The sequence below is a fragment of the Nonomuraea sp. NPDC050733 genome (assembly GCF_040654215.1).
GTDB lineage: Bacteria > Actinomycetota > Actinomycetes > Streptosporangiales > Streptosporangiaceae > Nonomuraea.
Genome location: NZ_JBFAHO010000044.1, coordinates 31,243 through 53,761, shown reverse-complemented (window position 1 = coordinate 53,761; position 22,519 = coordinate 31,243). Strand labels below are relative to the sequence as shown.

At 71.7% G+C, this 22,519-nt stretch carries 20 protein-coding genes; 15 read left to right on the top strand and 5 right to left on the bottom strand.

Translation table 11 applies throughout. The features are described from left to right. Positions 1 to 55: 55 nt before the first annotated feature. The 6 genes from mtrA (at position 56) to AB0H64_RS38585 (ending at position 7,171) form a co-directional block, all read left to right on the top strand. Positions 56 to 733, top strand: a complete 678-nt coding sequence (gene mtrA, locus AB0H64_RS38610) for an MtrAB system response regulator MtrA (RefSeq protein ID WP_106236674.1) — start codon at positions 56 to 58, stop codon at positions 731 to 733. Between the two features lie 21 nt (positions 734 to 754). After that, positions 755 to 2,497, top strand: a complete 1,743-nt coding sequence (gene mtrB, locus AB0H64_RS38605) for an MtrAB system histidine kinase MtrB (protein WP_357635018.1) — start codon at positions 755 to 757, stop codon at positions 2,495 to 2,497. Beyond that, positions 2,484 to 4,268, top strand: a complete 1,785-nt coding sequence (locus AB0H64_RS38600) for an LpqB family beta-propeller domain-containing protein (protein ID WP_357635015.1) — start codon at positions 2,484 to 2,486, stop codon at positions 4,266 to 4,268. The genes mtrB and AB0H64_RS38600 overlap by 14 nt, the downstream gene beginning before the upstream one ends. Positions 4,269 to 4,314: 46 nt before the next feature. Beyond that, positions 4,315 to 5,010 carry a phosphoribosyltransferase family protein gene (locus AB0H64_RS38595; RefSeq protein WP_357635013.1) on the top strand — a complete coding sequence of 232 codons (696 nt, stop codon included), beginning with the start codon at positions 4,315 to 4,317 and terminating at the stop codon, positions 5,008 to 5,010. A gap of 624 nt (positions 5,011 to 5,634) precedes the next feature. Then, positions 5,635 to 6,312, top strand: coding sequence for a ribosome-associated translation inhibitor RaiA (gene raiA / locus AB0H64_RS38590; RefSeq protein ID WP_357635010.1), 678 nt, complete (start codon positions 5,635 to 5,637; stop codon positions 6,310 to 6,312). Between the two features lie 160 nt (positions 6,313 to 6,472). Further along, positions 6,473 to 7,171, top strand: a complete 699-nt coding sequence (locus AB0H64_RS38585; protein ID WP_357635007.1) for a response regulator transcription factor — start codon at positions 6,473 to 6,475, stop codon at positions 7,169 to 7,171. Here AB0H64_RS38585 and AB0H64_RS38580 read toward each other — a convergent pair. Next, the gene (locus AB0H64_RS38580) at positions 7,164 to 8,477 is read right to left on the bottom strand and encodes a crosslink repair DNA glycosylase YcaQ family protein (protein WP_357635004.1); all 1,314 of its coding nucleotides are present in this window, start codon (positions 8,475 to 8,477) and stop codon (positions 7,164 to 7,166) included. The two genes, AB0H64_RS38585 and AB0H64_RS38580, sit on opposite strands and share 8 nt — an antisense overlap. A gap of 587 nt (positions 8,478 to 9,064) precedes the next feature. After that, the gene (locus AB0H64_RS38575) at positions 9,065 to 9,388 is read right to left on the bottom strand and encodes an HGxxPAAW family protein (RefSeq protein WP_310715760.1); all 324 of its coding nucleotides are present in this window, start codon (positions 9,386 to 9,388) and stop codon (positions 9,065 to 9,067) included. A gap of 162 nt (positions 9,389 to 9,550) precedes the next feature. Between AB0H64_RS38575 and secA the strand changes: the two genes are divergently transcribed. Further along, positions 9,551 to 12,343, top strand: coding sequence for a preprotein translocase subunit SecA (gene secA, locus AB0H64_RS38570; RefSeq protein WP_357635001.1), 2,793 nt, complete (start codon positions 9,551 to 9,553; stop codon positions 12,341 to 12,343). 164 nt (positions 12,344 to 12,507) lie between these two features. Here the strand turns inward: secA and AB0H64_RS38565 are convergent, their stop codons facing one another. From AB0H64_RS38565 to AB0H64_RS38555, 3 genes are all read right to left on the bottom strand, one after another. Beyond that, positions 12,508 to 12,948, bottom strand: coding sequence for an Rv3235 family protein (locus tag AB0H64_RS38565; protein ID WP_357634998.1), 441 nt, complete (start codon positions 12,946 to 12,948; stop codon positions 12,508 to 12,510). Positions 12,949 to 13,307: 359 nt separating this feature from the next. Next, on the bottom strand, positions 13,308 to 14,663 hold the full coding sequence (locus AB0H64_RS38560) for a PTS transporter subunit EIIC (RefSeq protein ID WP_357635040.1): 1,356 nt from the start codon (positions 14,661 to 14,663) through the stop codon (positions 13,308 to 13,310). A gap of 108 nt (positions 14,664 to 14,771) precedes the next feature. Continuing rightward, on the bottom strand, positions 14,772 to 15,512 hold the full coding sequence (locus AB0H64_RS38555) for a GntR family transcriptional regulator (RefSeq protein WP_357634995.1): 741 nt from the start codon (positions 15,510 to 15,512) through the stop codon (positions 14,772 to 14,774). Positions 15,513 to 15,629: 117 nt separating this feature from the next. On the opposite strand from AB0H64_RS38555, the gene AB0H64_RS38550 reads away from it, so the two are divergent. The 8 genes from AB0H64_RS38550 to AB0H64_RS38515 all read left to right on the top strand — a co-directional run bounded on the left by AB0H64_RS38550 (position 15,630) and on the right by AB0H64_RS38515 (position 22,439). Then, positions 15,630 to 16,664 carry an SIS domain-containing protein gene (locus tag AB0H64_RS38550; RefSeq protein WP_357634992.1) on the top strand — a complete coding sequence of 345 codons (1,035 nt, stop codon included), beginning with the start codon at positions 15,630 to 15,632 and terminating at the stop codon, positions 16,662 to 16,664. 60 nt (positions 16,665 to 16,724) lie between these two features. Further along, positions 16,725 to 16,961, top strand: coding sequence for a glucose PTS transporter subunit EIIB (locus AB0H64_RS38545; RefSeq protein WP_310715748.1), 237 nt, complete (start codon positions 16,725 to 16,727; stop codon positions 16,959 to 16,961). Positions 16,962 to 16,972: 11 nt separating this feature from the next. Then, positions 16,973 to 17,419 carry a PTS glucose transporter subunit IIA gene (locus tag AB0H64_RS38540; RefSeq protein WP_357634989.1) on the top strand — a complete coding sequence of 149 codons (447 nt, stop codon included), beginning with the start codon at positions 16,973 to 16,975 and terminating at the stop codon, positions 17,417 to 17,419. 113 nt (positions 17,420 to 17,532) lie between these two features. Continuing rightward, positions 17,533 to 17,790, top strand: a complete 258-nt coding sequence (locus AB0H64_RS38535) for an HPr family phosphocarrier protein (RefSeq protein ID WP_310715744.1) — start codon at positions 17,533 to 17,535, stop codon at positions 17,788 to 17,790. After that, positions 17,787 to 19,514 (top strand): phosphoenolpyruvate--protein phosphotransferase, encoded by a 1,728-nt coding sequence (gene ptsP / locus AB0H64_RS38530; protein ID WP_357634987.1) that lies wholly within the window; start codon positions 17,787 to 17,789, stop codon positions 19,512 to 19,514. Before AB0H64_RS38535 ends, ptsP begins: the two co-directional genes overlap by 4 nt. Before the next feature lie 229 nt (positions 19,515 to 19,743). After that, a complete protein-coding gene (gene nagZ, locus AB0H64_RS38525) occupies positions 19,744 to 21,093 on the top strand; it encodes a beta-N-acetylhexosaminidase (protein ID WP_357634984.1) in 1,350 nt (449 codons plus the stop codon). Between the two features lie 62 nt (positions 21,094 to 21,155). Then, complete coding sequence (locus tag AB0H64_RS38520; protein WP_357634982.1) at positions 21,156 to 21,803, top strand: HAD family phosphatase; 648 nt, start codon at positions 21,156 to 21,158, stop codon at positions 21,801 to 21,803. 54 nt (positions 21,804 to 21,857) lie between these two features. Next, positions 21,858 to 22,439 carry a hypothetical protein gene (locus AB0H64_RS38515; RefSeq protein ID WP_357634979.1) on the top strand — a complete coding sequence of 194 codons (582 nt, stop codon included), beginning with the start codon at positions 21,858 to 21,860 and terminating at the stop codon, positions 22,437 to 22,439. Positions 22,440 to 22,519 lie beyond the last annotated feature (80 nt).

The window sequence follows — 22,519 nt, the reverse complement described above, 5'->3', positions numbered from 1 at the left end:
AACCTTCAGCGATCGTGCTGGTATGTCCCAGAATGCGTAGAACGAATGAGGGGCCATGAAAGGTCGCGTGCTGGTCGTCGACGACGATGCCGCTCTCGCCGAGATGCTGGGCATCGTGTTGCGCGGGGAAGGCTTCGAACCATCCTTTGTCTCCGACGGCGACAAGGCGCTTGACGCGTTCCGGGACACGCGCCCGGATCTCGTGCTGCTCGACCTGATGCTGCCGGGGGCCGACGGCATCGACGTGGCGCGCAGGATCAGGGCCGAGTCAGGGGTCCCGATCGTCATGCTCACGGCCAAGAGTGACACGATCGACATCGTTCTGGGGCTGGAGTCCGGCGCCGACGACTACATCGTCAAGCCGTTCAAGCCCAAGGAGCTGGTGGCGCGCGTGCGGGCGCGGCTGCGCCGCACCGACGAGCCGACGCCGGAGATCCTGCAGATCGGCGACATCACGATCGACGTCGCCGGCCACTCCGTCAAGCGGGGCGAGGAGACCATCAACCTCACGCCGCTCGAGTTCGACCTGCTCGTCGCGCTCGCCCGCAAGCCGCGGCAGGTGTTCACCCGCGAGGTGCTGCTGGAGCAGGTCTGGGGCTACCGGCACGCCGCCGACACGCGCCTGGTCAACGTGCACGTGCAGCGTCTCCGGGCCAAGATCGAGAAGGACCCCGAGCACCCCGAGATCGTGGTCACCGTCCGCGGCGTGGGGTACAAGGCCGGACCCGCCTAGCGCGGTCCCTTCCCCCACGCCATGCCCCCTACGAGGAACGGTCTCCGTCGACGGACGCTCCGCCAGATTCTGGGCGGGGTCCGCCGGCGGGCGCGGCGTGCGGCGGGGGCGGTCCGCCGGGCCTGGCGGCGCTCGCTCCAGCTCCAGGTCGTCACCAGCACGCTGGTCATCTCCGTGACGGTCGTGGTCGTGCTCGGGGTGTTCCTCTCCGACCAGATCAACAAGTCGGTCATCGCGAGCAGCCAGGCGTCCGCCGCCAGCGAGGCGTTCGCCGACCGCGTCCAGATCGCCGCCGCGCTCAGCCAGGAGCCCGACGACCAGGCCAAACCCTCGGAGACGGGCAAGAGCGCGCCCGCCGACCCGCTCGACGCCGTGATGAACACCATCACCGGCTCCGGCGAGAACGGCTCCAAGAAGCGCTACGAGGTGCTCGTCCTCAACACCACCACCCCCGGCGCCTCGCGCGCCTCCGGCAAGGTGTCGCCGCGGGACGTGCCGGTCGCGCTCCGGCAGGGCCTCGAACGCCAGGCCCAGAAGATGCGCTACGACAAGCCGCTGCGGCACCAGGCGCTCATCCGCTTCAGCGGCGACAGCCAGCCCCGGCTGACGCTGGTCATCGGCGGCCTGGTGCCGCCCGAGGCCCAGCCGGCCTACGAGGTCTACCACTTCTTCCCGCTCAACGACGAAGAGCAGATGCTCTCCAACGTCCGGCTCGCCATCGTCGTGGTGGGCTTCGGGCTGGTGCTGCTGCTCGCCGCGATCGCCTACCTCGTGGCACGCCAGGTCGTCACTCCCGTCCGCCTGGCGCGCCAGGCCGCCGAGCGGCTGGCCGCCGGCAAGCTCGACGAGCGGCTCAAGGTGCGCGGCGAGGACGACCTGGCCCGCCTGGCGACCTCGTTCAACGAGATGGCGGGCAACCTCGCACTCAAGATCCACCAGTTGGAGGAGCTCTCCCAGGTGCAGCGCCAGTTCGTCTCCGACGTCTCCCACGAGCTGCGCACGCCGCTGACCACCGTGCGGATGGCCGCCGACCTGCTCTACGACGCCCGCGAGGACTTCGAGCCGATGGCCGCCCGCTCGGCCGAGCTCATGCAGGCCCAGCTCGAACGCTTCGAGTCGATGCTGGCCGACCTGCTGGAGATCAGCCGCTACGACGCCGGCGCCGCCACCCTCGACCTCGACTCCGTCGACGTGCGCGACGTCGTGCTGCGCGCCATCGCCGACTCCGAGGCGCTGGCCGAGCGCCACGCCACCCGCTTCGAGCTCCGGCTGCCCAACGAGCCGTGCATGGCCGAGATGGACAACCGGCGGGTCGAGCGGATCCTGCGCAACCTGCTGTTCAACGCGATCGAGCACGGCGAGGGCCGCGACGTGGTGGTCACCGTGGGCGCCGACCGCGACGCCGTCGCCGTCGCCGTACGTGACCACGGCATCGGCCTGAAGGCCGGCGAGGAGACGATGGTGTTCGACCGGTTCTGGCGCGCCGACCCCTCGCGGGCGCGCACCATCGGCGGCACCGGGCTCGGCCTGGCCATCTCCCGCGAGGACGCCACGCTGCACGGCGGCTGGCTCCAGGCGTGGGGGCAGCCGGGCGAGGGCTCCCAGTTCCGGCTCACGCTGCCCAGGACGGCGGGGGCCGACCTCAAGGGGTCCCCGCTGTCGCTGGTGCCCCCGGAGATCGAGATGCGCCGCACCTGGCGAGGCCAGATGACCCCGGTGCTGCTGCCGGCGTCGGGAGACGGGGCCGTGCATGAGGAGGCATAGGGCGCTCGCCGCCGCCGCCCTGGCCGTCGCCGTCACGGCGTGGGCGGGCGCCGGCTGCGCGGTGATCCCGGTCGGCGGGCCGTTCCCCGTGGACGAGGCCGGCGGCGGCGACCCGATGAGCAAGCCGTTCCAGCGCATGATCGCCGTAACGCCGCAGCCGGCGTGGGCGCCCCTCCAGGTCGTCCAGGGCCTCCAGGCGGCGATGGCGGCGTACGCCGACGAGCCGGACGTGCTGCTCACCTACCTCACGCCCGCGACCGCGAAGGCGTGGCAACCGGACGGCCCCGTCACCGTCATCGCCAACCGCCCCAAGTACGACTACGTCGGCAAGAGCGACGGCGACCAGGTCGTCATCCGGCTCACCGGCACCCCGGTCGCCCGCATCGAGGCCGACGACACGTACATGCCGTTCGCGGCCTCGGCGGGCGACATCTCCGTGGACTTCACCCTGGTCAAGGACGCGCAGGGCGCCTACCACGTCCAGTCGATCGAGCGGGGCGCCGGGCTGCTGCTCACCATGGACGACGTGGCCCGCGCCTACCAGCCGACCAAGCTGTACTACCTGGCCGGACCGCCCGGGACGAGCCAGGCGTTCGCCGAGCGGCGGCTCATCGTCGACCGGGTCTGGCTGCGCATCAAGCCCACCGAGAACTTCGCGCAGACCATCGTCCGCCGCCTCCTGGAGGGGCCGAGCAAGGCGCTGCACGGCGCGGTGGGCAGCGTCTTCCCGCAGGGCATGAGCGTCCGCTCGGTCAGGTCCGACGACGACCGCGTCGTGGTCGACCTGCACGGCCCCATCGAGCCCGACGAGCTCTACACCGACGGGCTGAAGGCACAGCTCAAGTGGACGCTCAACAACAACGACATGGCCAACGGCCGCACCATCGAGGTGCAGATCGACGGCGAGCCGTTCTACTCCTCCGACCCGCTGGTCATCCGGGCCGACGACATGCGCGAGGACTGGCTGGGCAGCAATGTCAGCCCCGCCTACTACGTCAGCCGGGGCGCGGTGCGCTCCCTCGGCGACGAGCGGCCCGGCAACGCCGTCCAGGGTCCGGCGGGCCAGCCGAACGACCTGTACCGCAGCCTGGCGATGGCCGACGGCGGCGCCATGGTCGCCGGGCGCGGGACGGAGGCGGCCGGCGGCGGCATCTGGGTCGCCCGGGTCGCCCCCGACGGCCGGTGGCAGCGCTGGATCCAGGGCCGCGAGGCGGACCTGACCCCGCCCACCTGGCACCGCGACGGCACCCTGTGGACCTACGACCGGGCCAACGACGCCGTGCTGCGGTGCGACCCGGGCGCCGGCCGCGGCCCCGAGCGGGTCGCCGCGCCCGGCCTCGACGGGCTCGACGTCACGCGGCTGCGCATCTCCCGCGACGGCGTGCGGGTCGCGGTGACGATCGGCAAGAACGAGGTCCGGGTGGGCGCGATCACCGGGGGCGGAGGGGCGCCCATGCTGGGCAACTTCCAGACGCTGACGACGGTGGCCGACGAGGAGGAGATCAAGGACATCGCCTGGCGCGACGGCGAGCGGCTGCTGGTGCTGGTGCAGAGCAACAACGTGCAGAGCGTCAGGGAGATCTACGTCGGCGACGGGCAGACCACGCAGCTCCCGCCGGTCAAGCGGCTCTCCTCGATCAGTGCCCTGGGGGTGCGGGTGCTGGCGGCCACGGCGGACAGCAAGGAGATCCTGGAGCTCAACCAGGACAAGCAGGCGTGGGTCTCCAAGGCCACGGGCGAGGCCGAGAACCCGGTCTTCTCCCTCGGCTGACCTGTCCCCGGCGGGAATGTCGGTGGGGTCCTGCATGCTGGGCCGCGTGCTGAACGCCGTACTCGACGTGCTCCTGCCGCGCCCCTGCGTGGGCTGCGGCGCGGCCGGCGAGCCGTTGTGCGGCGAGTGCCTCGGGCCCCTCGTCGCCCCGGCCCCCCGAATGCCGGTCCCGCGTCCCGCCGGGCTTCCCGGGTGCTGGTCCGGGGCCCCGTACGAGGGGCCGGTGCGGCGGGCCGTGATCGCCTACAAGGAGCGCGCCCAGACCGGCCTGGCGGCCCCGCTCGCCGCGCTGCTGGCCTTCACCGTCGCCTCGGCCCTCGCCGAGGCCCACCACGTCGAGGGCCCGTTCCTGGTCGTGCCGGTGCCGAGCGCCCGTCGCGCCGTGCGGGCCCGGGGCCACGACCCCATGGACCGGCTCGCCGAGCGGGCCGTGCGCGGGCTGAGGCGGCTGGGCCGTCCGGCCGTGCTGTGCCGCGCGCTGACCCCGGCCCGGCGGGTGGCCGACCAGGCAGGGCTGGGCGCCGCCGAGCGGGCCGCCAACCTGGCCGGCTCCCTGCGCGTCACCACCGCGCCCCGGAGCCCGCACAGGGGCGCTCTCGGCCTTCTGGGGAGCCCCGTGGTGGTCGTGGACGACCTGGTGACCACCGGGGCCACGCTCGCCGAGGCCGCGAGGGCGTTGCGCGGGTCGGGCGCGGAGGTGGTGTGCGCCGCGACCGTGGCGGCGACACGCCGAAGGTTCTAACAAGGATTTACGGTCATCGCGGTTACGGTGAGTGGCCGGCCGCGCTCACGGCGAGGTCACATCTGACTACCCGGTGTGCCGCATGAGACCAGCTCAGAGAGATCATCTCGCCGTACATAAAGGTAGGGAGATCCTAAACCGGGGCAACTTTCCCCCAGGTCACACCAAGCGAAAATCACAGAAAGTGATCATTTAGGTAATCCTCCGGCTGACATTCGGGTCCGATCCGGATAGCGTTCTGACATGGCACCCGTTCGGGTCCGTGGTTGCGCAGGGCCGGGAGTCCCGGCTCTGCTAGCCGATGCCAGCCGCAGGCGAAACGGTCCACGTAAGGCGACTCTTTGTCGACTGATCACGGTGCGGCTTAGGGGTAAGTCCTGCCTTCCCGAGGGTCCAGATGTCCCTCGTCAGGAGAGAAGGGCAGTAGTGGCATCAGAGCCGCGAAACCCTCAGCAGGCGGATGTGGGGTCGAAGACCAGGTCGGCCGGACGGGTGCCACCCGAAACCCCGGTGATGGACGGCCAAAAGCGGGGAACGGTGAACAGGAGGCGAACAGAGGACCCCGCTCGGCAGGCGCGTCGCCGGGCGCTCTATCTCAGTCGTTAGGCGAAGGGGGGCTGTTGCATGGACATCATCGTCAAGGGCCGGCACACAGGAGTGAGTGACCGGTTCCGAGACCAAGTGACGACCAAGCTGGCCAGAATCGAGCGTCTCGACAGCAAGCTGATCAGAGTCGACGTGGAGGTGTCGAAGGAGCGCAATCCGCGTCTCGCGGGACAACGCGAGCGCGTCGAGCTGACCATCCATTCCCGGGGGCCCGCCATCAGGGCCGAGGCCTCCGCCGACGACCGCTTCTCCGCCCTCGACATCGCCCTGGACAAGCTGGAAGGCCGCCTGCGCAGGGTCGCCGACCGGCGCAAGGTCCACCACGGCAACCACTGCCCGCCCTCCGTGGCGGAGCTCACCGCGACGATCCCTGACGCCGCGGACCTGGCGCCCACCCCGTCCCCGCTCGTCACCGACGAGGCCGAGCCCGAGAACGACGAACTGCCCGAAGACTCCCAGTACGACGACCAGCGGTACGACGACATCGTCCCCATCGAGATGGACGGGGACGGCCCGCTCATCGTCCGGGAGAAGTTCCACCGCGCCGAACCCATGACCATCGACCAGGCCCTCCTGGAGATGGAGCTGGTCGGACACGACTTCTACCTGTTCCGTGACAAGGAGAGCGGCCAGCCGTGCGTCGTCTACAACCGGCGCGGGTACAACTACGGCGTGTTGCGGCTCGTCGAGCCCTGATAGCGTCTTAAAGGATCTTCTCGACCAACCGAGGATCGGGCACTCGTGTCATCATCGGTCCAACGGCTCTGGCCCCCCGACGAGGAGGAGACGTGAGCGAGCTCAGTCAGGTGTGTGTGAGCGAGCGAAGCGAGGTCGCGAGGCTGACCGAGGAGGCCTCGTGACCGAGCCCGATGATGGCGGCGCGCCCGGCGGCGAGCCGATCCGCGTGCTGATCGTGGACGACCACGAGCTGATCAGGCGGAGTCTGGCTCTGGCGCTGGCCGCCGAGCCCGACATCGACGTGGTCGGAGAGGCGAGCGACGGTCATGAGGCGGTCGAACTGGCCGACCGCCTCATGCCCGACGTGGCGCTGATGGACGTGCGCATGCCCCGGCAGGACGGCATCGAGGCCACCAAGGGCATCAAGGCCTCGGTGCCGAGCACCCGCATCATCATGCTCACGGTGAGCGACGAGGAGGAGGACCTCTTCGAGGCCATCAAGGCCGGTGCCACGGGCTACCTGCTCAAGGACGTCCAGATCAACGACGTCCCGGCGGCGGTGCGCGGCGTCCACGAGGGCCAGTCGCTCATCAACCCGGCCATGGCGGCCAAGCTCATCTCCGAGTTCGCGAACATGAGCCGCAAGGAGGCCGAGCGGCCCCCTCAGCTGCCGGTGCCGCGGCTCACCGAGCGCGAGATGGAGGTGCTGCGCCTGGTCGCCAAGGGCATGAACAACCGGGAGATCGCCAAGCAGCTCTTCATCAGCGAGAACACGGTGAAGAACCACGTCCGCAACATCCTGGACAAGCTGCAGCTGCACTCGCGTATGGAGGCGGTCGTCTACGCCGTGCGCGAGCGCATGCTGGAGATCACCTGACGGCCGCCTCCAGGTGGGCGGCGAGGCCCGGGTCGGCACGCTCGACCCGCACGGCGTCGCAGCCCACCCACTCGGCGGCCGACCACAGGGCGTCACGCAGCGCGTCGGCCCACTTCGCGCCGCTCAGGCCGGGCTCCAGGCTGAGCTGACGCGCCACCAGCGTGGACCCCTCACGCGCCGGGTCGACCCGCCCGATCAGCCGGCCGCCGGCCAGCACGGGCATGGTGAAGTAGCCGTGCACGCGCTTGTGGCGCGGCACGTACAGCTCCAGCGTGTACGAGAAGCCGAAGACCCGCTCGGTGCGGCCACGGTGCCAGATGAGCGAGTCGAACGGCGAGACCAGCGTCGTGCGGTGACGGCCGCGCGGCTCGGCGGCGAGCGCCTCGGGATCGGCCCACGCCGCCGCGCCCCTGCCCGTCGCCCCCTTGGCCCCGGCCACGCCTCGGCCCCGACCGTCGACCGCGACCGCCACCTTGCCGTTGCCGCCGCTCGTGGTGGTGGCGCCGTTGGACGCGCCGCGTGCCGGCCAGCCCGACACGGTGACGGGCACCAGCCCGGCCGCGCCGCTGAGCAGGCACTCGTCCAGCATCGCGGCGTACTTTCCCTTGAGCCGCAGGAAGTCGATCAGGTCGCCCCGGGTCGCCACGCCCAGCGCCCGCCCCGCGACGCGCGCGAGCCGTACGACGCACTCCTCGTCGGTGAGGTCCTCGGCCAGGAGCTCGGCGGGGACCACACGCTCGGCGAGGTCGTAGACCCGCCGCCAGCCGACGCGCCGCGTGCAGACGAGCTCGCCGATGTCGAGCAGCCACTCCAGCGCGATCTTGGACTCGGACCAGTCCCACCACTCGCCGGCCTGCCCGTCGCCGTCGGAGCGCCTGGCCGCCCGGGCGCCGCCCACGTCCGCCGTCGTGACCGGACCCGCAGCACGCACCCGCTCCAGCAGCTCCTCGACATGGCCGCCGGGAACCTGGTGCCACCGGAACTTCCGCTCCTGGTAGGCCCGGCGGCGGAAGGCGTAGAGCGGCCAGTGCTCGATCGGCAGGATGCACGCGGCGTGGCACCAGTACTCGAAGCTCCGGGCGGGGTCGTCCCAGTAGGCCCGCTCGACCACCGGCCTGCCGACGGCTCCCTGGCGCGCGTAGGCGACCAGCTCGTGGGAGCGGGCGAGGACGGAGATCGTGTCGAGCTGCACCGCGCCGAGCCTGCGGAGCATGCCGTGCACGCCGCCCCGGCGCCCCTCGGCGCCGAGCAGTCCCTGCGCGCGCAGGATGATCCGGCGCGCCTCGTCAGCGGTCAGGTCCGTCATGTCAACGACTCCGTACGGCGAAGCATGCCGCGCATGCTAGCGCCGTCCACCGACAGAACGGGGCGGGGGTGGAGAGCGGAGAAACCACACCAAGTCACCGCCTGCGGCCCATGGCGGGAGTGTCCTGCTGGAACCGGTACGACACGGTCGTGTGGGGCCGCTGCCTGTGGGGCGGACTCGGATCGCGCGCACGGTGGCCGACACGCGCGACCGTGGCGCCCCGTCGAAAAATCTTGACGAGGACCCTGCCGCACGCACTCTGTCGCACGCGAGCGTCAGACGTGGCCGCGCGCCTGTCGTCACACGTGACCTATGCGCACTCTCTCGCACGCGAGCTCGTCACACGTGGCCGGTGAGCGCGAAAGGCCCCGGCACTCCGGAGACTCCCTGAGTGTCCGGCGATCCGCGACGCCCGGCCGGGCCCGGACCCCCTGGCCGGGCCCGGACCCCCTGGCCGGGCCGGGATCGCCCGGCCGGACCCGGACCGCCCGTACGTGCCACTCGGCCCGAGCGGGTCCGTGGCGCGTCCGGGCGGGGGAGCGGCGGCATCGGTGGGTGGCGCCGCTCCGGTGCCCGGACGGACGGGGTCAGCGGTGGTCTTCGGTGGACATGCCGACGCGGGGCGCGTCGATCACGACGTCGGTGAAGATGTCGAAGACGAGCGCGAGGATGCCGCCCACGACCACCAGGCCGACGCCGATCCAGATGAGCGTCCAGGTCGCCATGGTCATTCCGACTCCGCCGACGATGAACCCGATCAGCATGACGGTGACCGCCAGCCACGAAGACGCACGACCGCCGTGACTGCCGAGATTCTCAGTCTGCTCCGTCTTCTGGCCTTCAACCATGACAAAATCCTTCCCTTTGCCGGATATCCCGCTATTTGGTGCGAGCCGGCTGTCAACCGGCATACCCTCTGCCTGACCCCATTCTCCCAGACATCACCTGCGCCCTCGCTGCCGCGGTGGCTGTGTCCGCTGGCGGAACCGCCTACCATGGCAACGGGGAAGTTTGTCTCGGCCTCTCCTCCTGGCGGCGCCGCCGGGGTAGACCTGCGAGGAGCTTTACATAAAGTGGCAGCCATTCTCGACAAGATCCTGCGTGCCGGCGAGGGCAAGATCCTGCGCAAGCTCAAGCGGATCGCAGACCAGGTCAACTCCATTGAGGACGACTTCACGAGCCTGTCCGACGCGGAGTTGCGCGCGCTGACGGACGAGTTCAAGCAGCGCCACGCCGACGGCGAATCGCTCGACGACCTGCTTCCCGAAGCGTTCGCCACCGTGCGTGAGGCGTCCCGCCGTGTGCTCGGCCAGCGCCCCTACGACGTCCAGATCATGGGCGGCGCCAACCTCCACATGGGCAACATCTCCGAGATGAAGACCGGTGAGGGCAAGACCCTCACCTGCACCCTGCCCGCCTATCTCAACGCGCTGGCGGGCAACGGCGTGCACGTGATCACGGTCAACGACTACCTCGCCAAGCGCGACGCCGAGAAGATGGGCCGCATCCACCGCTTCCTCGGGCTCGAGGTCGGCGTGATCCTGTCCGGCCAGCAGCCCGACGAGCGCCGCAAGCAGTACGAGGCCGACATCACGTACGGCACCAACAACGAGTTCGGCTTCGACTACCTGCGCGACAACATGGCCTGGTCGCTGGACGAGTGCGTGCAGCGCGGCCACTTCTTCGCGATCGTCGACGAGGTCGACTCCATTCTCATCGACGAGGCCCGCACGCCGCTGATCATCTCGGGCCCCGGCGAGCAGTCCGGCAAGTGGTACGCCGAGTTCGCCAAGATCGTGCCCCGCCTGCGCAAGGGCGTCGAGGCGAAGAACCCCGGCGAGGAGAGCACCGGCGACTACGTCGTCGACGAGAAGAAGCGCACGGTCGGCGTGCTGGAGGCGGGCGTCGCCAAGGTCGAGGACTGGCTCGGCATCGACAACCTCTACAAGCCCGAGCACACCCACCTGGTCGGCTTCCTCAACAACGCGCTCAAGGCCAAGGAGCTCTTCAAGAAGGACAAGGACTACATCGTCTCCGACGGCGAGGTCCTGATCGTCGACGAGTTCACCGGGCGCATCCTGCACGGCCGTCGCTACAACGAGGGCATGCACCAGGCCATCGAGGCCAAGGAAGGCGTGAAGATCAAGGACGAGAACCAGACTCTCGCCACCGTCACGCTCCAGAACTACTTCCGCCTCTACGAGAAGCTGTCCGGCATGACCGGCACCGCCGTCACCGAGGCCAACGAGTTCCACAAGACCTACAAGCTCGGCGTCGTCCCCATCCCGACCAACCGGCCGATGATCCGCAAGGACCAGGCGGACGTGGTCTACAAGACGGAGGACGCCAAGTTCGACGCCGTGGTCGAGGACATCAGGCAGCGCTACGAGCAGGGCCAGCCGGTGCTCGTCGGCACCACCTCGGTCGAGAAGTCCGAGCGGCTGTCGCGGGCGCTCAAGCGCCGTGGCGTGCCCCACGAGGTGCTCAACGCGAAGAACCACGCGCGTGAGGCCGCGATCATCGCCGAGGCGGGCCGCAAGGGCGCCGTCACCGTCGCCACCAACATGGCCGGCCGCGGCACCGACATCATGCTCGGCGGCAACCCCGAGTTCCGCGCCGACCTGGAGCTGCGCCAGCGCGGCCTCGACCCGGTCGAGACGCCCGACGAGTACGACAAGGCCTGGCCGGAGGCGCTGGAGAAGGCCAACGCCGCGGTCAAGGCCGAGCACGACGAGGTCACCAAGATCGGCGGCCTCTACGTCCTCGGCACCGAGCGCCACGAGTCGCGCCGCATCGACAACCAGCTCCGCGGCCGTTCCGGCCGTCAGGGCGACCCCGGCGAGTCGCGCTTCTACCTCTCGCTCGGCGACGACCTGATGCGCCTGTTCAACTCGGCCCGCGTCGAGATGATCATGACCAGGCTCAACATCCCCGACGACCAGCCGATCGAGTCCGGCATCGTCTCCAAGGCCATCGCCTCCGCGCAGCACCAGGTCGAGCAGCAGAACTTCGAGATCCGCAAGGAAGTTCTCAAGTACGACGAGGTGATGAACCGCCAGCGCAAGGTCATCTACGCCGAGCGCCACCGGGTGCTGGAGGGCGCCGACCTGCACGAGCAGGTCCGCGGCTTCGTCGGCGAGGTGATCGACGGCTACGTCGTGGGCGCCACCTCCGAGGGCTTCGCCGAGGAGTGGGACCTCGACAAGCTGTGGAAGGCGTTCAGCGAGCTCTACCCGATTCAGATCACGGTCGACGACCTGGTCAAGGAGGCCGGCTCGCGCGAGGAGCTCACCGCCGAGTTCATCAGCGAGAAGGTCAAGAAGGACGCGCTGGAGGCGTACGACCGGCGCGAGCAGGAGCTCGGCTCCGAGGCGATGCGCGAGTTCGAGCGCCGGGTCATCCTGTCCGTCCTCGACCGCAAGTGGCGCGAGCACCTGTACGAGATGGACTACCTGCGCGAGGGCATCGGCATGCGGGCCTACGCGCAGAAGGACCCGCAGATCGAGTACCAGCGCGAGGGCTTCGAGATGTTCGCCGCGATGCTCGAGGGCATCAAGGAGGACTCCGTCGGGTTCCTGTTCAACATCGAGGTCGAGGTTCAGCAGAACCCGATCGTCGAGGAGGAAGAGGACGCGGTGATGGCGGAGACCCGCTCCATCATCGCGCGCGGCCTGCGCGGGCCCGAGCGGCCCGCGGAGCTGGAGTACACCGCGCCGGGCGAGCAGGGCGACGTCGAGCACACCCGGGTCCGCACCAGTGCGGCGGAGCGGGCGGCCTACGGCAACGTCGAGCGCAACGCGCCGTGCCCGTGCGGTTCCGGCAAGAAGTACAAGCGCTGCCACGGCGACCCGCGCAACGCGGCCTGACCCGAGGCTCCACGGCGGCCCCGCCCCTCTCGCCACGCGAGGGGAGCGGGGCCGCTCGGCATTGGGGGTCAGCGCCATCGTCCGGGATGAGCGCCGCCTTCTGAGGTGAGCGCCGCCTTCCGGGGTCGGCGTCGTCTTTCCGGGTCGGGCGTCGTCTTTCCGGGTCAGGCGGTTTCGAGGTCTGTGACGAGCCACTGGACGCCGCGTCGTTCCAGGCGCATGGCCAGGACGTGGCTGCGTTCGCCGCAGTGCAGCAGCACGCACATCTCCACCACCCCCTCCGCGGGCTCCGTCACGTGGGGCACCGCGGCGAACGGCGGGCGGCGCGTGTCCAGCATGCGGCCCGCCCGGACCAGCCCCCGGTACGCGTGGTCGGTGAGCCGGTCCGCGACCGACTCGGGCGGGCGGCGCCCGGCGAGGACCTCGGCCACCGCCTGACCGAGCAGGCGCAGGCTCCGCTCGTCCGGCGGGGCGCCCGGCGGACCCCACACCAGCGGCGGCGAGTCCAGGGCGAGCGACCCCGCCACCGCGGGGGGCTCCGCTTCGGGGCGGCGGGTGGGGACGGGGGTGAGGCGCGCGGCGCGTGTGCGGGGAAGGGATGGCATGGGCCCTCCAGAATCGCGGGGGAGACGATCGCTACAAGGAGTTTTCGGCCCGGCCCTCAGATACCTCGGCCGCCAACTTCTCAGGTGAGGGCGGTGGTTCGGGGGAGTTGGCGGAGAAGATCACCGGAAGTTGGAGTGGTGTCCGGCCGTCCCGCGCGGCGTTCCGGTCGCCGGCGACGTGGATCCGGCCGTCCGGAAGCGTTCCGGACCGCCACCGATCGGTGAAACGGCCCCAGCGAAACGGTCGCCGGTGGGAACGGCCCCAGCGAAAGCGTCGTCGGCGGAACGGCGCAAGCAGCAGGGTCGCCGGCGGGAACGGCGCAAGCGAAACGGCGGGCGAGCGGAAGGGCTTGAACGGCTTAGGGGAGGGGTTGCGTCTCCGGCGGTGCCGTCTTCGGCGGCCGCTCGGTGGCCGGCTCAGTATGGGTGAGGGTCTCGGGAGCGGTGCGGGGCTCGCCGGAGTCCACGTCAGGCTCGGGCTCCCGGCCCGGCGTCATGATGTTCAGCCGGCGGATGAGGAAGCTGAACACCACGTAGTACACCACCCCGTACACGACCCCGATCGCGAGGATCGCCGGCAGGTTGCGGGTGTTGGACTTGCTGGCGTTGAGCAGCATGTCGAGGAGCCCGGCCGAGAAGCCGAACCCGAGCTGCCCCCCGGCCAGCGTCGTCACCGCAACCGCCACCCCCGTCAGCACGGCGTGCACGACGAACAGCAGCGGCGCCACGAAGATGAACGCGAACTCGATCGGCTCGGTGATGCCCGTGACCAGGGACGCGAGCGCGGCCGACAGCATGATGCCGCCCACGGCCCGGCGCCGGTGCGGCGGCGCGGCCCGCCACATGGCCAGCGCGGCGGCCGGCAGCGCGAACATCATGATGGGGAAGAAACCGGCCATGAACTGCCCGGAGTGCTCGGCCCCGCCGAAGTAGCAGTTCCAGTCGCCTCCGAGGACCCGCCCGCCCACCTCACACTGCGGCACCACGTGCCACACGATGGAGTTGACGAAGTGGTGCAGCCCCAGCGGGATGAGCAGCCGGTTGATCAGCCCGTAGATGCCGGTCCCGAGCGGCCCCAGCGTGGTGAGGGCCTGGCCGGCGTCGCTGATCCACTGTCCGAGGAACGGCCAGACCCAGCCGATGACCACGCCGAGCAGCAGCGCCGCGATGGCCGTGACGATGGGCACGAAGCGCCGCCCGCCGAAGAACGCCAGCCAGGACGGCAGCTTGATGCGGTGGAAGCGCTGCCACAGCACGGCGGTGACGAGCCCCATCATGATGCCGCCGAGCACCTGGGTCGGGTTCTGCAGCCCGTAGTCGACGACCTCCTTGACCCCGCCGTCCTCGACCTTGCGCAGCAGCACGGTGTCGCGGATGGACGAGCCGAGGAACATCACCTTGGACACCCGGTCGAACACCAGGTAGCCGACGACGGCGGCCAGCGCGGTCGTCCCGTCGGACTTGCGCGCGAAGCCGATGGCCACGCCCACGGCGAACAGCAGCGGCAGGTTCTTGAACAGGGCGTCCCCGGCCGCCTCCAGCACCTGGGCGATCTGCGCCATCCACGCGAACCCGGCCACGTCGGCCAGGCCGCCGGGGGCGGGACCGTTGGAGCCGAGCATGTCGGACTGCCCGAAGCGCATGAGCAGCGCGGCGGCCGGCAGCGCGGCGATGGGCAGCATGAGGGAGCGGCCCAGCCGCTGGAGTACGGCCATGACCCGCGAGAACCGCGGCCGGAGGGCGCTCAGGGCGCGGGCGGACGGCGAAGGCCGGGCGGTGGTCTCGTTCACCGGGCGTTCCTCCTGAGGGTGGGAGTCGGGCCCTCAGCCCCGTCTGGCGGGCATTTCCAGGATGGTACGCAACTGGTAGCGGTCCGCGCGGTAGGTCGAGACGCCCAGCTCGGCGCAGACACCGCCGGCGAAGGACCTGCGCTGGAGCAGGAGCACGGCGCCGCCGCGCGGCAGCTTGAGCAGGTCGGCGTCGCTCGGGTCGGCGATGCCCCCGTCGATGGTCAGCTCGCCCGCGTCCATGACGAGGCCGTAGCGGCTCTCCAGGAGCTCGTACAGCGACTTGCCGGACAGGTCCAGGTCGCCGAGGCCGGGGGCGAGGCGGACGGGGATGTGCGCGCGCTCGATGGACAGCGGTTCGCCGTCGGCGGTGCGCAGGCGCTCGATGAAGTGGACCTCCTCGCCCGGCTGGATGCCCAGCTCCTTGGCCAGATGGGCGCTGGCGCGCACGATCCGCCGGTCGAGGTCGCGCGAGCCGGGCTCCATGCCGCGGGCGCGCATGTCGTCGGTGAACGAGGTGAGCTGGAGGGCCAGCTCGATCTTGGGGCGGGCGACGAACGTGCCCTTGCCGGGCACGCGGTGCAGCCGCCCCTCGGACACCAGGTGGTCCACCGCCTGCCGCACGGTCATGCGGGACAGGCCGAAGCGCTGGCAGAGCTCCCGCTCGGACGGGATGGCCGCGCCGATGCTCAGCTCGTCGCTGTCGATGAGGTCCAGCAGGATCTCGCGCAGCTGGAAGTACTTGGGCACCGGGCTGTCCGGATCGATGCGGGCCACGGATCTCCCCTCGATCTGACCTGGGCAATGGGCTATGGTTCGTACTGGTCTAGTCCGGACTAGACCACATGTCGCAAAACAGGGTCAAGTCCGAACGGTAACGATTGCGAGCGTGAGATGACCAGCAAGATGCGCAGCGAGATCGCCGAGCAACCCGCGGCGCTGAGGGCCACGCTCGACTCGCTGCTCCCTCGGGTCGGCGAGGTGCGGGCGCTGGGTGAGCGGACCCGCCAGCTGCTGTTCATCGCCCGCGGCACGTCGGACAACGCCGCAGTCTACGGCCGCTACCTCATCGAGTCGCGCGCGGGGAGGCTGGCCGCGCTCGCCGCGCCGTCCATCGCGACGACGTACCGCCGCCGGCTGGACCTGGACGGCGTGCTGGCCGTGGCGATCTCCCAGTCCGGCCGTACGGAGGAGATCGTGGAGACGCTGGCCTGGGCGAGCGACTGCGGCGCGAAGACCGTCGGCATCACCAACGGTGGTCCGGACAGCCCGCTCGCGCAGGCGGCCGACCTGGCGTTGTGCACACTCGCCGGGGAGGAGAAGGCCGTCCCGGCCACCAAGACCTACACCACGCAGCTCGCCGCGCTGGCCGTGCTCGCGCTCGGCCTCGGCGCCGATGTGGACGAGAAGGACCTCCAGCGGGTGCCGGACGCCGTCGAGCGGCTCATCGACGCGCCGGGCGACCTGGACGCCGTCGTCGAGGGCCTGGCCGACAAGCACGGCGCGGTCGTCTCGGCCCGCGGCCTGGCCTTCTCCACCGCCCTGGAGACCGCGCTCAAGCTCAAGGAGGCGTGCTACCTGCACGCCATGGGCCTGTCGTACGCCGACCTGCTGCACGGGCCGATCGCGGTCGTGGACGCCGAGACCCCCGCGCTGCTCCTCGCCGCGGAGAACAGCCCCACGCTGGCCGGGACCGTCGCCCTGGCCGAGCGGGTCGTCGCGGCCGGCGCGCCCGCGTTCACGATCGGCGGCGGCCGGGCGCTCGCCGCGGCCGGAACCGCCTCGCTCAACGGCCCGGACCTGCCGGAGTGGGTCGCGCCGATGGGGCTGATCGTCCCCGGTCAGCTCCTGACCGAGGCCCTGGCCCGCCGGCTCGGCGTCGACCCCGACGCCCCCCGCGGCCTCAACAAGGTGACGCAGACCGACTGAGCGGGACGGCAGGTCACGGACGGTCGTCTAGCCTTGGTCGGACAGTAAGGAGGAGGACGGATGGCGGCGGATGCGAGCGCGATCATCGCCGGGCTCGGCGGTGCCGGCAACATCATCGACATCGAGCCCTGCATCACCCGGCTGCGGACCGAGGTGCGCGACGCGTCCAAGGTCGACCGAGCCGCCCTCAAGGCGGCGGGCGCCCACGCCGTGATGGCGGCGGGCAACGTGGTCCAGGTCGTCGTGGGTCCGGAGGCCGACACGATCGCCAGCGACATCGAGGACCTCATCGGCTAGAGGGCGAGATCATGACGACTGTTCTCGCCCCTGTCCAGGGGTCTGCGGTGGAGCTGACGGCCGTGCCCGATCCGGTGTTCTCCGCGGGGATGGTGGGTCCCGGAGCGGCGATCGACCCGCTGCGGGAGCCCGGCAAAGCCGTGGCTCCCATATCGGGGAAAATCATGAAACTGCACCCGCATGCCTATGTGATCGTCGGGGACGACGGCAAAGGCGTGCTGGTACATCTCGGCATCGACACGGTGCAGCTCAAGGGCGAGGGGTTCGAGCTCCTCGCGGCGGAGGGCGACCGGGTCAGCGCCGGGCAGCCCGTCGTGGCCTGGGACCCGGCCGCGATCGAGGCGGGCGGGCGGTCGCCGGTCTGCCCGGTCGTCGCCCTCGACGCGGACGCCGGCTCGGTCAGCGGCGTCGCGGCGGGAACCGTCCGGGTAGGGGAGGAGTTGTTCCGTTGGCTCTGACCCGTCTGGTCTGACCGGGCGGTGATGACCCGCGTGGCTTCGCGCCGATTCCGGCATCGATGATGGTACGAGGTCCAGCACGGTCTGGACCGGCACAGGAGGAGGAGTTTTTCATGCCTGAACGCAAGGTCACCGTGGTGGCGGAGGTGGGACTGCACGCCCGCCCGGCGGCCACGTTCGTGCGGGCGGCGGTCAAGGCGCCCATGGACGTCTCGATCGCCAAGCCGGGCCGAGACCCGGTCAACGCCAAGAGCATCCTGCAGATCCTCGCGCTGGACGTGCAGCAGGACGAGACGGTCGTGATCAAGGCCGAGGGCGACGGCGCCGACGCCGTCCTCGACGAGCTCGCGAAGATCGCCGGATCGCCATGAGTCTGGCGGGGGCAGGAGTGAGCCCGGGCGCCGGACACGGGCCCGCTTACATCCTGACGGCGTCCGTACCAGAACCCCCCGAGGACTCCGCCCACACGGGCGACGCGGACGCCGAGAAGGAGCGCGCCCTGGCGGCGCTCCACCAGGTGGCGGGCGAGCTGGAGTCTCGCGCGGACCGGCTGGACGCCGACCCCGACGCCCCTGGGCGCGAGGGGGCCGACATCCTGCGGGCGCAGGCGCTCATGGCCGCCGATCCCGGGCTGGCCGTGGGGGTGGAGGCGCTCGTCGACGAGGGGGTCGCCGCGCCGCGGGCGATCTTCTCCGCCTTCGCGAAGTACCGGGCCGCGCTGGCGGGCGCCGGAGGCTACCTGGGCGAGCGCGTGGCGGACCTCGACGACGTCCGCGACCGCGCGATCGCCCTGCTCACCGGCCACCCCCTGCCGGGCCTGCCCAGCGAGCCGGCCCCGCCCGCCGAGCCCGGCGGAGCGCCCCGGCCGTACGTGCTGATCGCGCGCGACCTCGCCCCCGCCGACACCGCGCTGCTGTCGAGAGCCGTCGTCGCCGCGTTCGTCACGGAGAAGGGCGGGCCGACCAGCCACACCGCGATCCTCGCCCGCGCGATGGGCGTGCCCGCCGTCGTCGGCTGCGCCGGCGCGACCGCCATCCCGCCCGGCACGACCGTCCTGGTCGACGGGACCTCCGGCGAGGTACGGCCCGACCCGACCGGCGAGGAGCTGGCCAGGGTCGCGGGCGCCGCCCGGGCCCGCCGGGCGGCCGTGCAGCGGGCGGGCGAGGCCGGCAGGACCCGTGACGGCCACCCCGTGCCGCTGCTGGCCAACATCGGCGGCCCCGGCGACCTCGACGCCGCCCTGCGCCACGGGGCGGAGGGCGTGGGTCTCTACCGGACCGAGTTCCTCTTCCTGGGCAGGAGGCAGGCGCCGCCGGCCGAGGAGCAGGAGCGGGCCTACCGGGCGGCGCTGGCGGCCTTCCCCGGCCGCACGGTGGTGGCCCGCACGCTCGACGCCGGCGCCGACAAGCCGCTGGCCTTCCTGCCGCCTCCCGCCGAGGAGCCGAACCCGGCGTTGGGGGAGCGCGGCCTGCGGCTGCTGCGCAGGTTCGGGGACGTCCTGGACGTCCAGCTCGGGGCGTTCGCCAGGGCCGCCGCCTCCGAGACGGCCGAGCTCCAGGTCATGGCGCCCATGGTGGCCACGGCCGAGGAGGCCGCGTGGTTCGCGGAGGCGTGCCGGGCCAGGGGGCTGCCCCGGGCGGGGGTGATGATCGAGGTGCCGGCGGCGGCGCTGCGGGCCGCGAGCCTGGCCGCCGAGGTGGACTTCCTGTCGATCGGCACCAACGACCTCGCGCAGTACGCCTTCGCCGCGGACCGGGAGCTCGGCACGCTGGGCGACCTCCAGGACCCCTGGCAGCCCGCCCTGCTCGACCTCGTCCACCTGACCGCCGCCGGCGCGTCGGGGGCGGGGCGGCCGTGCGGCGTCTGCGGTGAGGCGGCGGCCGATCCGGCCCTGGCCTGCGTGCTGGTGGGGCTCGGGGTCACGTCGCTGTCGATGGGGGCGGCGGCGCTGCCGGCCGTACGGGCGGGGCTGGGGGAGCACACGCTGGACCAGTGCCGGCTGGCGGCCGAGGCGGCACGCGCGGCCACGACCCCGGCTCAGGCCCGCACCGCCGCCCGCGCCGAGCTTCCGGCCCTCACCGCCCTCGGCCTGTGACCGGACGGCCTGGACCCGGCGGCCTGGTGACCGGACGGCCTGGCGACGGGACGGCCTGAGGACCGGACGGCCTGGCGACGGGACGGCCTGAGGACCGGACGGCCTGGTGACCGGACGGCCTGTGACCTGCGGCCGGTGACTCACGGTGGCGCGTCGGGCCCGCTCCGCGCGGGTGGCCGGTAGCCGCGGGCGGCGCCGAGGGGGCCGTGGCGTGGATACGGTTGGAGGCATGTCTGGACGGATCGGCATGGCAGGGCTGCTCGTGTTCGCGTTGACGGCGTGCGGGGGAGGCGGCACGGCGGGGGCGGCACCGGGCACCCGCGCCGCCGCCACACCTGCCGCGCCCGCCTCTCCCACGGCCACGGCCACGGCCGGTGCGGACACCCCGGCGAGCACGTCCGGGGCCTCCGCGCCGAGCCGCGTCCCCGCCGCGAGCGGCGACGTGCGCCGGGTGCTGGCCCGGATGAGCGTGGAGGAGAAGGTCGGCCAGCTCTTCATGCCCGTCCTGTACGGCACGGCCGCCGGCACGGTGTCCGGCGAGAACCAGGCCAGGTACGGCGCCCAGACCCCGGCCAAGGTCATCGCCAGGTACCACCTCGGCGGCGTCATCCTCTTCCCCGCCAACATCAAGAGCGTCTCGCAGGTCGTCGCCCTCACCAACGGCCTGCAGGCCGCGTCCCCGCGGGTGCCGCTGATCATCGGCACCGACCAGGAGAACGGCCTGGTGTCCCGGATGGGCGCGCTGATGACGAGATTCCCGGGCGCCTCCACCGTGGGCGCCACCCGGGACCCGGCGCAGGCGCGGGCCGTCGCCAAGGCGACCGGCGCGGAGCTGCGCGCCGTCGGCGTCAACCTGGACTTCGCCCCCGTCGCGGACGTCAACGTCAACCCGGACAACCCCGTCATCGGCCGGCGGGCCTACGGCGACGAGCCGGCGAAGGTCGCCACGATGGTCTCGGCCGCGGTCAAGGGCTTCGGCGACGCCGGGGTGGCCGCCACCGCCAAGCACTTCCCCGGCCACGGCGACACCGACGTCGACAGCCACACCGGGCTTCCGGTGATCAAGCACACGCGCGCGCAGTGGGAGCGGATCGACGCGCCGCCGTTCAGGGCGGCCATCGCGGCCGGGGTGGACGCGGTGATGAGCGCGCACATCGTGTTCCCGAAGCTCGACCCGTCGGGCGACCCCGCGACGCTGTCCAGGCCCATCCTGACCGGGCTGCTGCGGGAGAAGCTCGGCTTCAAGGGCGTGATCTCCACCGACGCGCTCAACATGGAGGGCGTGCGTAAGAAGTACGGCGACGGCGAGGTGGCCGTGCGCGCCGTGCTGGCCGGCGCCGACCTGCTGCTCATGCCCAACGACCTGCCCAAGGCGTACGACGCGGTGCTGTCCGCCGTGAAGTCGGGACGGATCAGCCGCGCCCGGCTCGACCAGTCCGTGACGCGGCTGCTGACCCTGCGGCAGGCCCGTGGCTTCCTGCGCGCGGCGCCGCGGGCCTCGGCGGCCGAGGCGGCCGGCGTCCTGCGCTCGGCGGAGCACCGCCGCCTGGCCGCCCGTGTCGCCCGCGAGGGCGGGTAGCCACGCGAGGGCGCCCGGCGTGACGCTCTAGGCTTGGAGCCGGAGCGGTGCGAGGAGGCGGTGTGGTCGCGGGTGTTCTGATCGACTGGGGCGGGGTGCTGACCACCAGCATGTCCGACTCCATCGCGAAGTGGATCGCGGCCGACCGCATCGACCACGCCCACTATCACGCGGTCATGAGCGAGCTGGTGCGCCAGGCGTACGGCGACGCGGAGGAGGAGACGGTCGTCCACGCGCTGGAGCGCGGCGAGCTGGACGGCTCCGTCTTCGAGCGTGACCTGGCCGCCCGGCTGCTGACCCTCGACGGGGTGCCGCCGGAGGCGGAGGGCCTGCTGGAGCGGATGTTCGTCGGCTTCGAGCGCGACGAGGCCATGTACGACATGCTGCGCGCGGTCAAGGGGCACGGGCTGCGCACGTGCCTGCTGTCCAACTCGTGGTCCAACACCTACCCGCGCGACGACTGGGACGAGCTCTTCGACGCGGTCGTGATCTCCGGCGAGGTCGGCATGCGCAAGCCGGAGCCCCGCATCTTCCGGCACGCCCTCGACCTGCTGGCGCTGCCGGGCGAGTCGTGCGTGTTCATCGACGACATCGAGGCCAACATCGCCGCGGCCCGCGCCCTCGGCATCCACGGCATCCACCACCGCGACCCCGGGACGACCATCGCGTCCCTCGAGTCGCTCCTCCAGATCCCCCTCCGACCGGCATGATGGTGCTCTCGCACCCTGCCGACCGGTGCCTCCGCACGCTCTGAAAGGTTCCTGATGCGCGTCTACCTGCCGTGCACGCTGCCCGCCCTCGCCCGCGCGGTCGAGGCGGGCGAGCTGGGCCCGGCTCCGCTGACCGGTTACGCGGTGACGCCCGCGCTGACCGAGTGGTACGCCTCGGGCGACACCGAGGAGCTCGAATACGTCGCGCTCACCGAGGCCGCCCGCGCCTCCCTGAGGCTGCTGGCCGCGGGCCGCCCCGCCGAGCCCGTGAAGCCCGGGGACGAGCCGCTGACCGGCGACGAGCCGCGGCCCGAGAAGGACGAGGACGGCCACGCGTGGGTGCCACGGCGGGTGGTGGTGGCCGCCGAGGTGCCCGACGACACGCTGAAGGCCGGCGCCGACCTGGAGGAGCGGGCCACGGTACGGCTGACCCGCCCGGTGCCGATGTCCAAGGTCGCCGCGGTGCACGTGGACGACCTGTACGCCGTGCCCGACGTCGAGGCGGCCATCGAAGCGCTGCCCGCCTCCGACGCGGGCGACGACGACGCCCGCTTCACCGTGGACGGCGCCGAGGCGCACGAGCTCATGTGGTACGCGACGCAGGAGATCCCGCACCTGCTCCAAGACGATCATTAGGGGCATGTTAAATACCGGGTAAAGTGCCTTGACCCTTTCTTGATCGGGGTGGCTAGGATCACAGGCCGGACTTGTCCCTG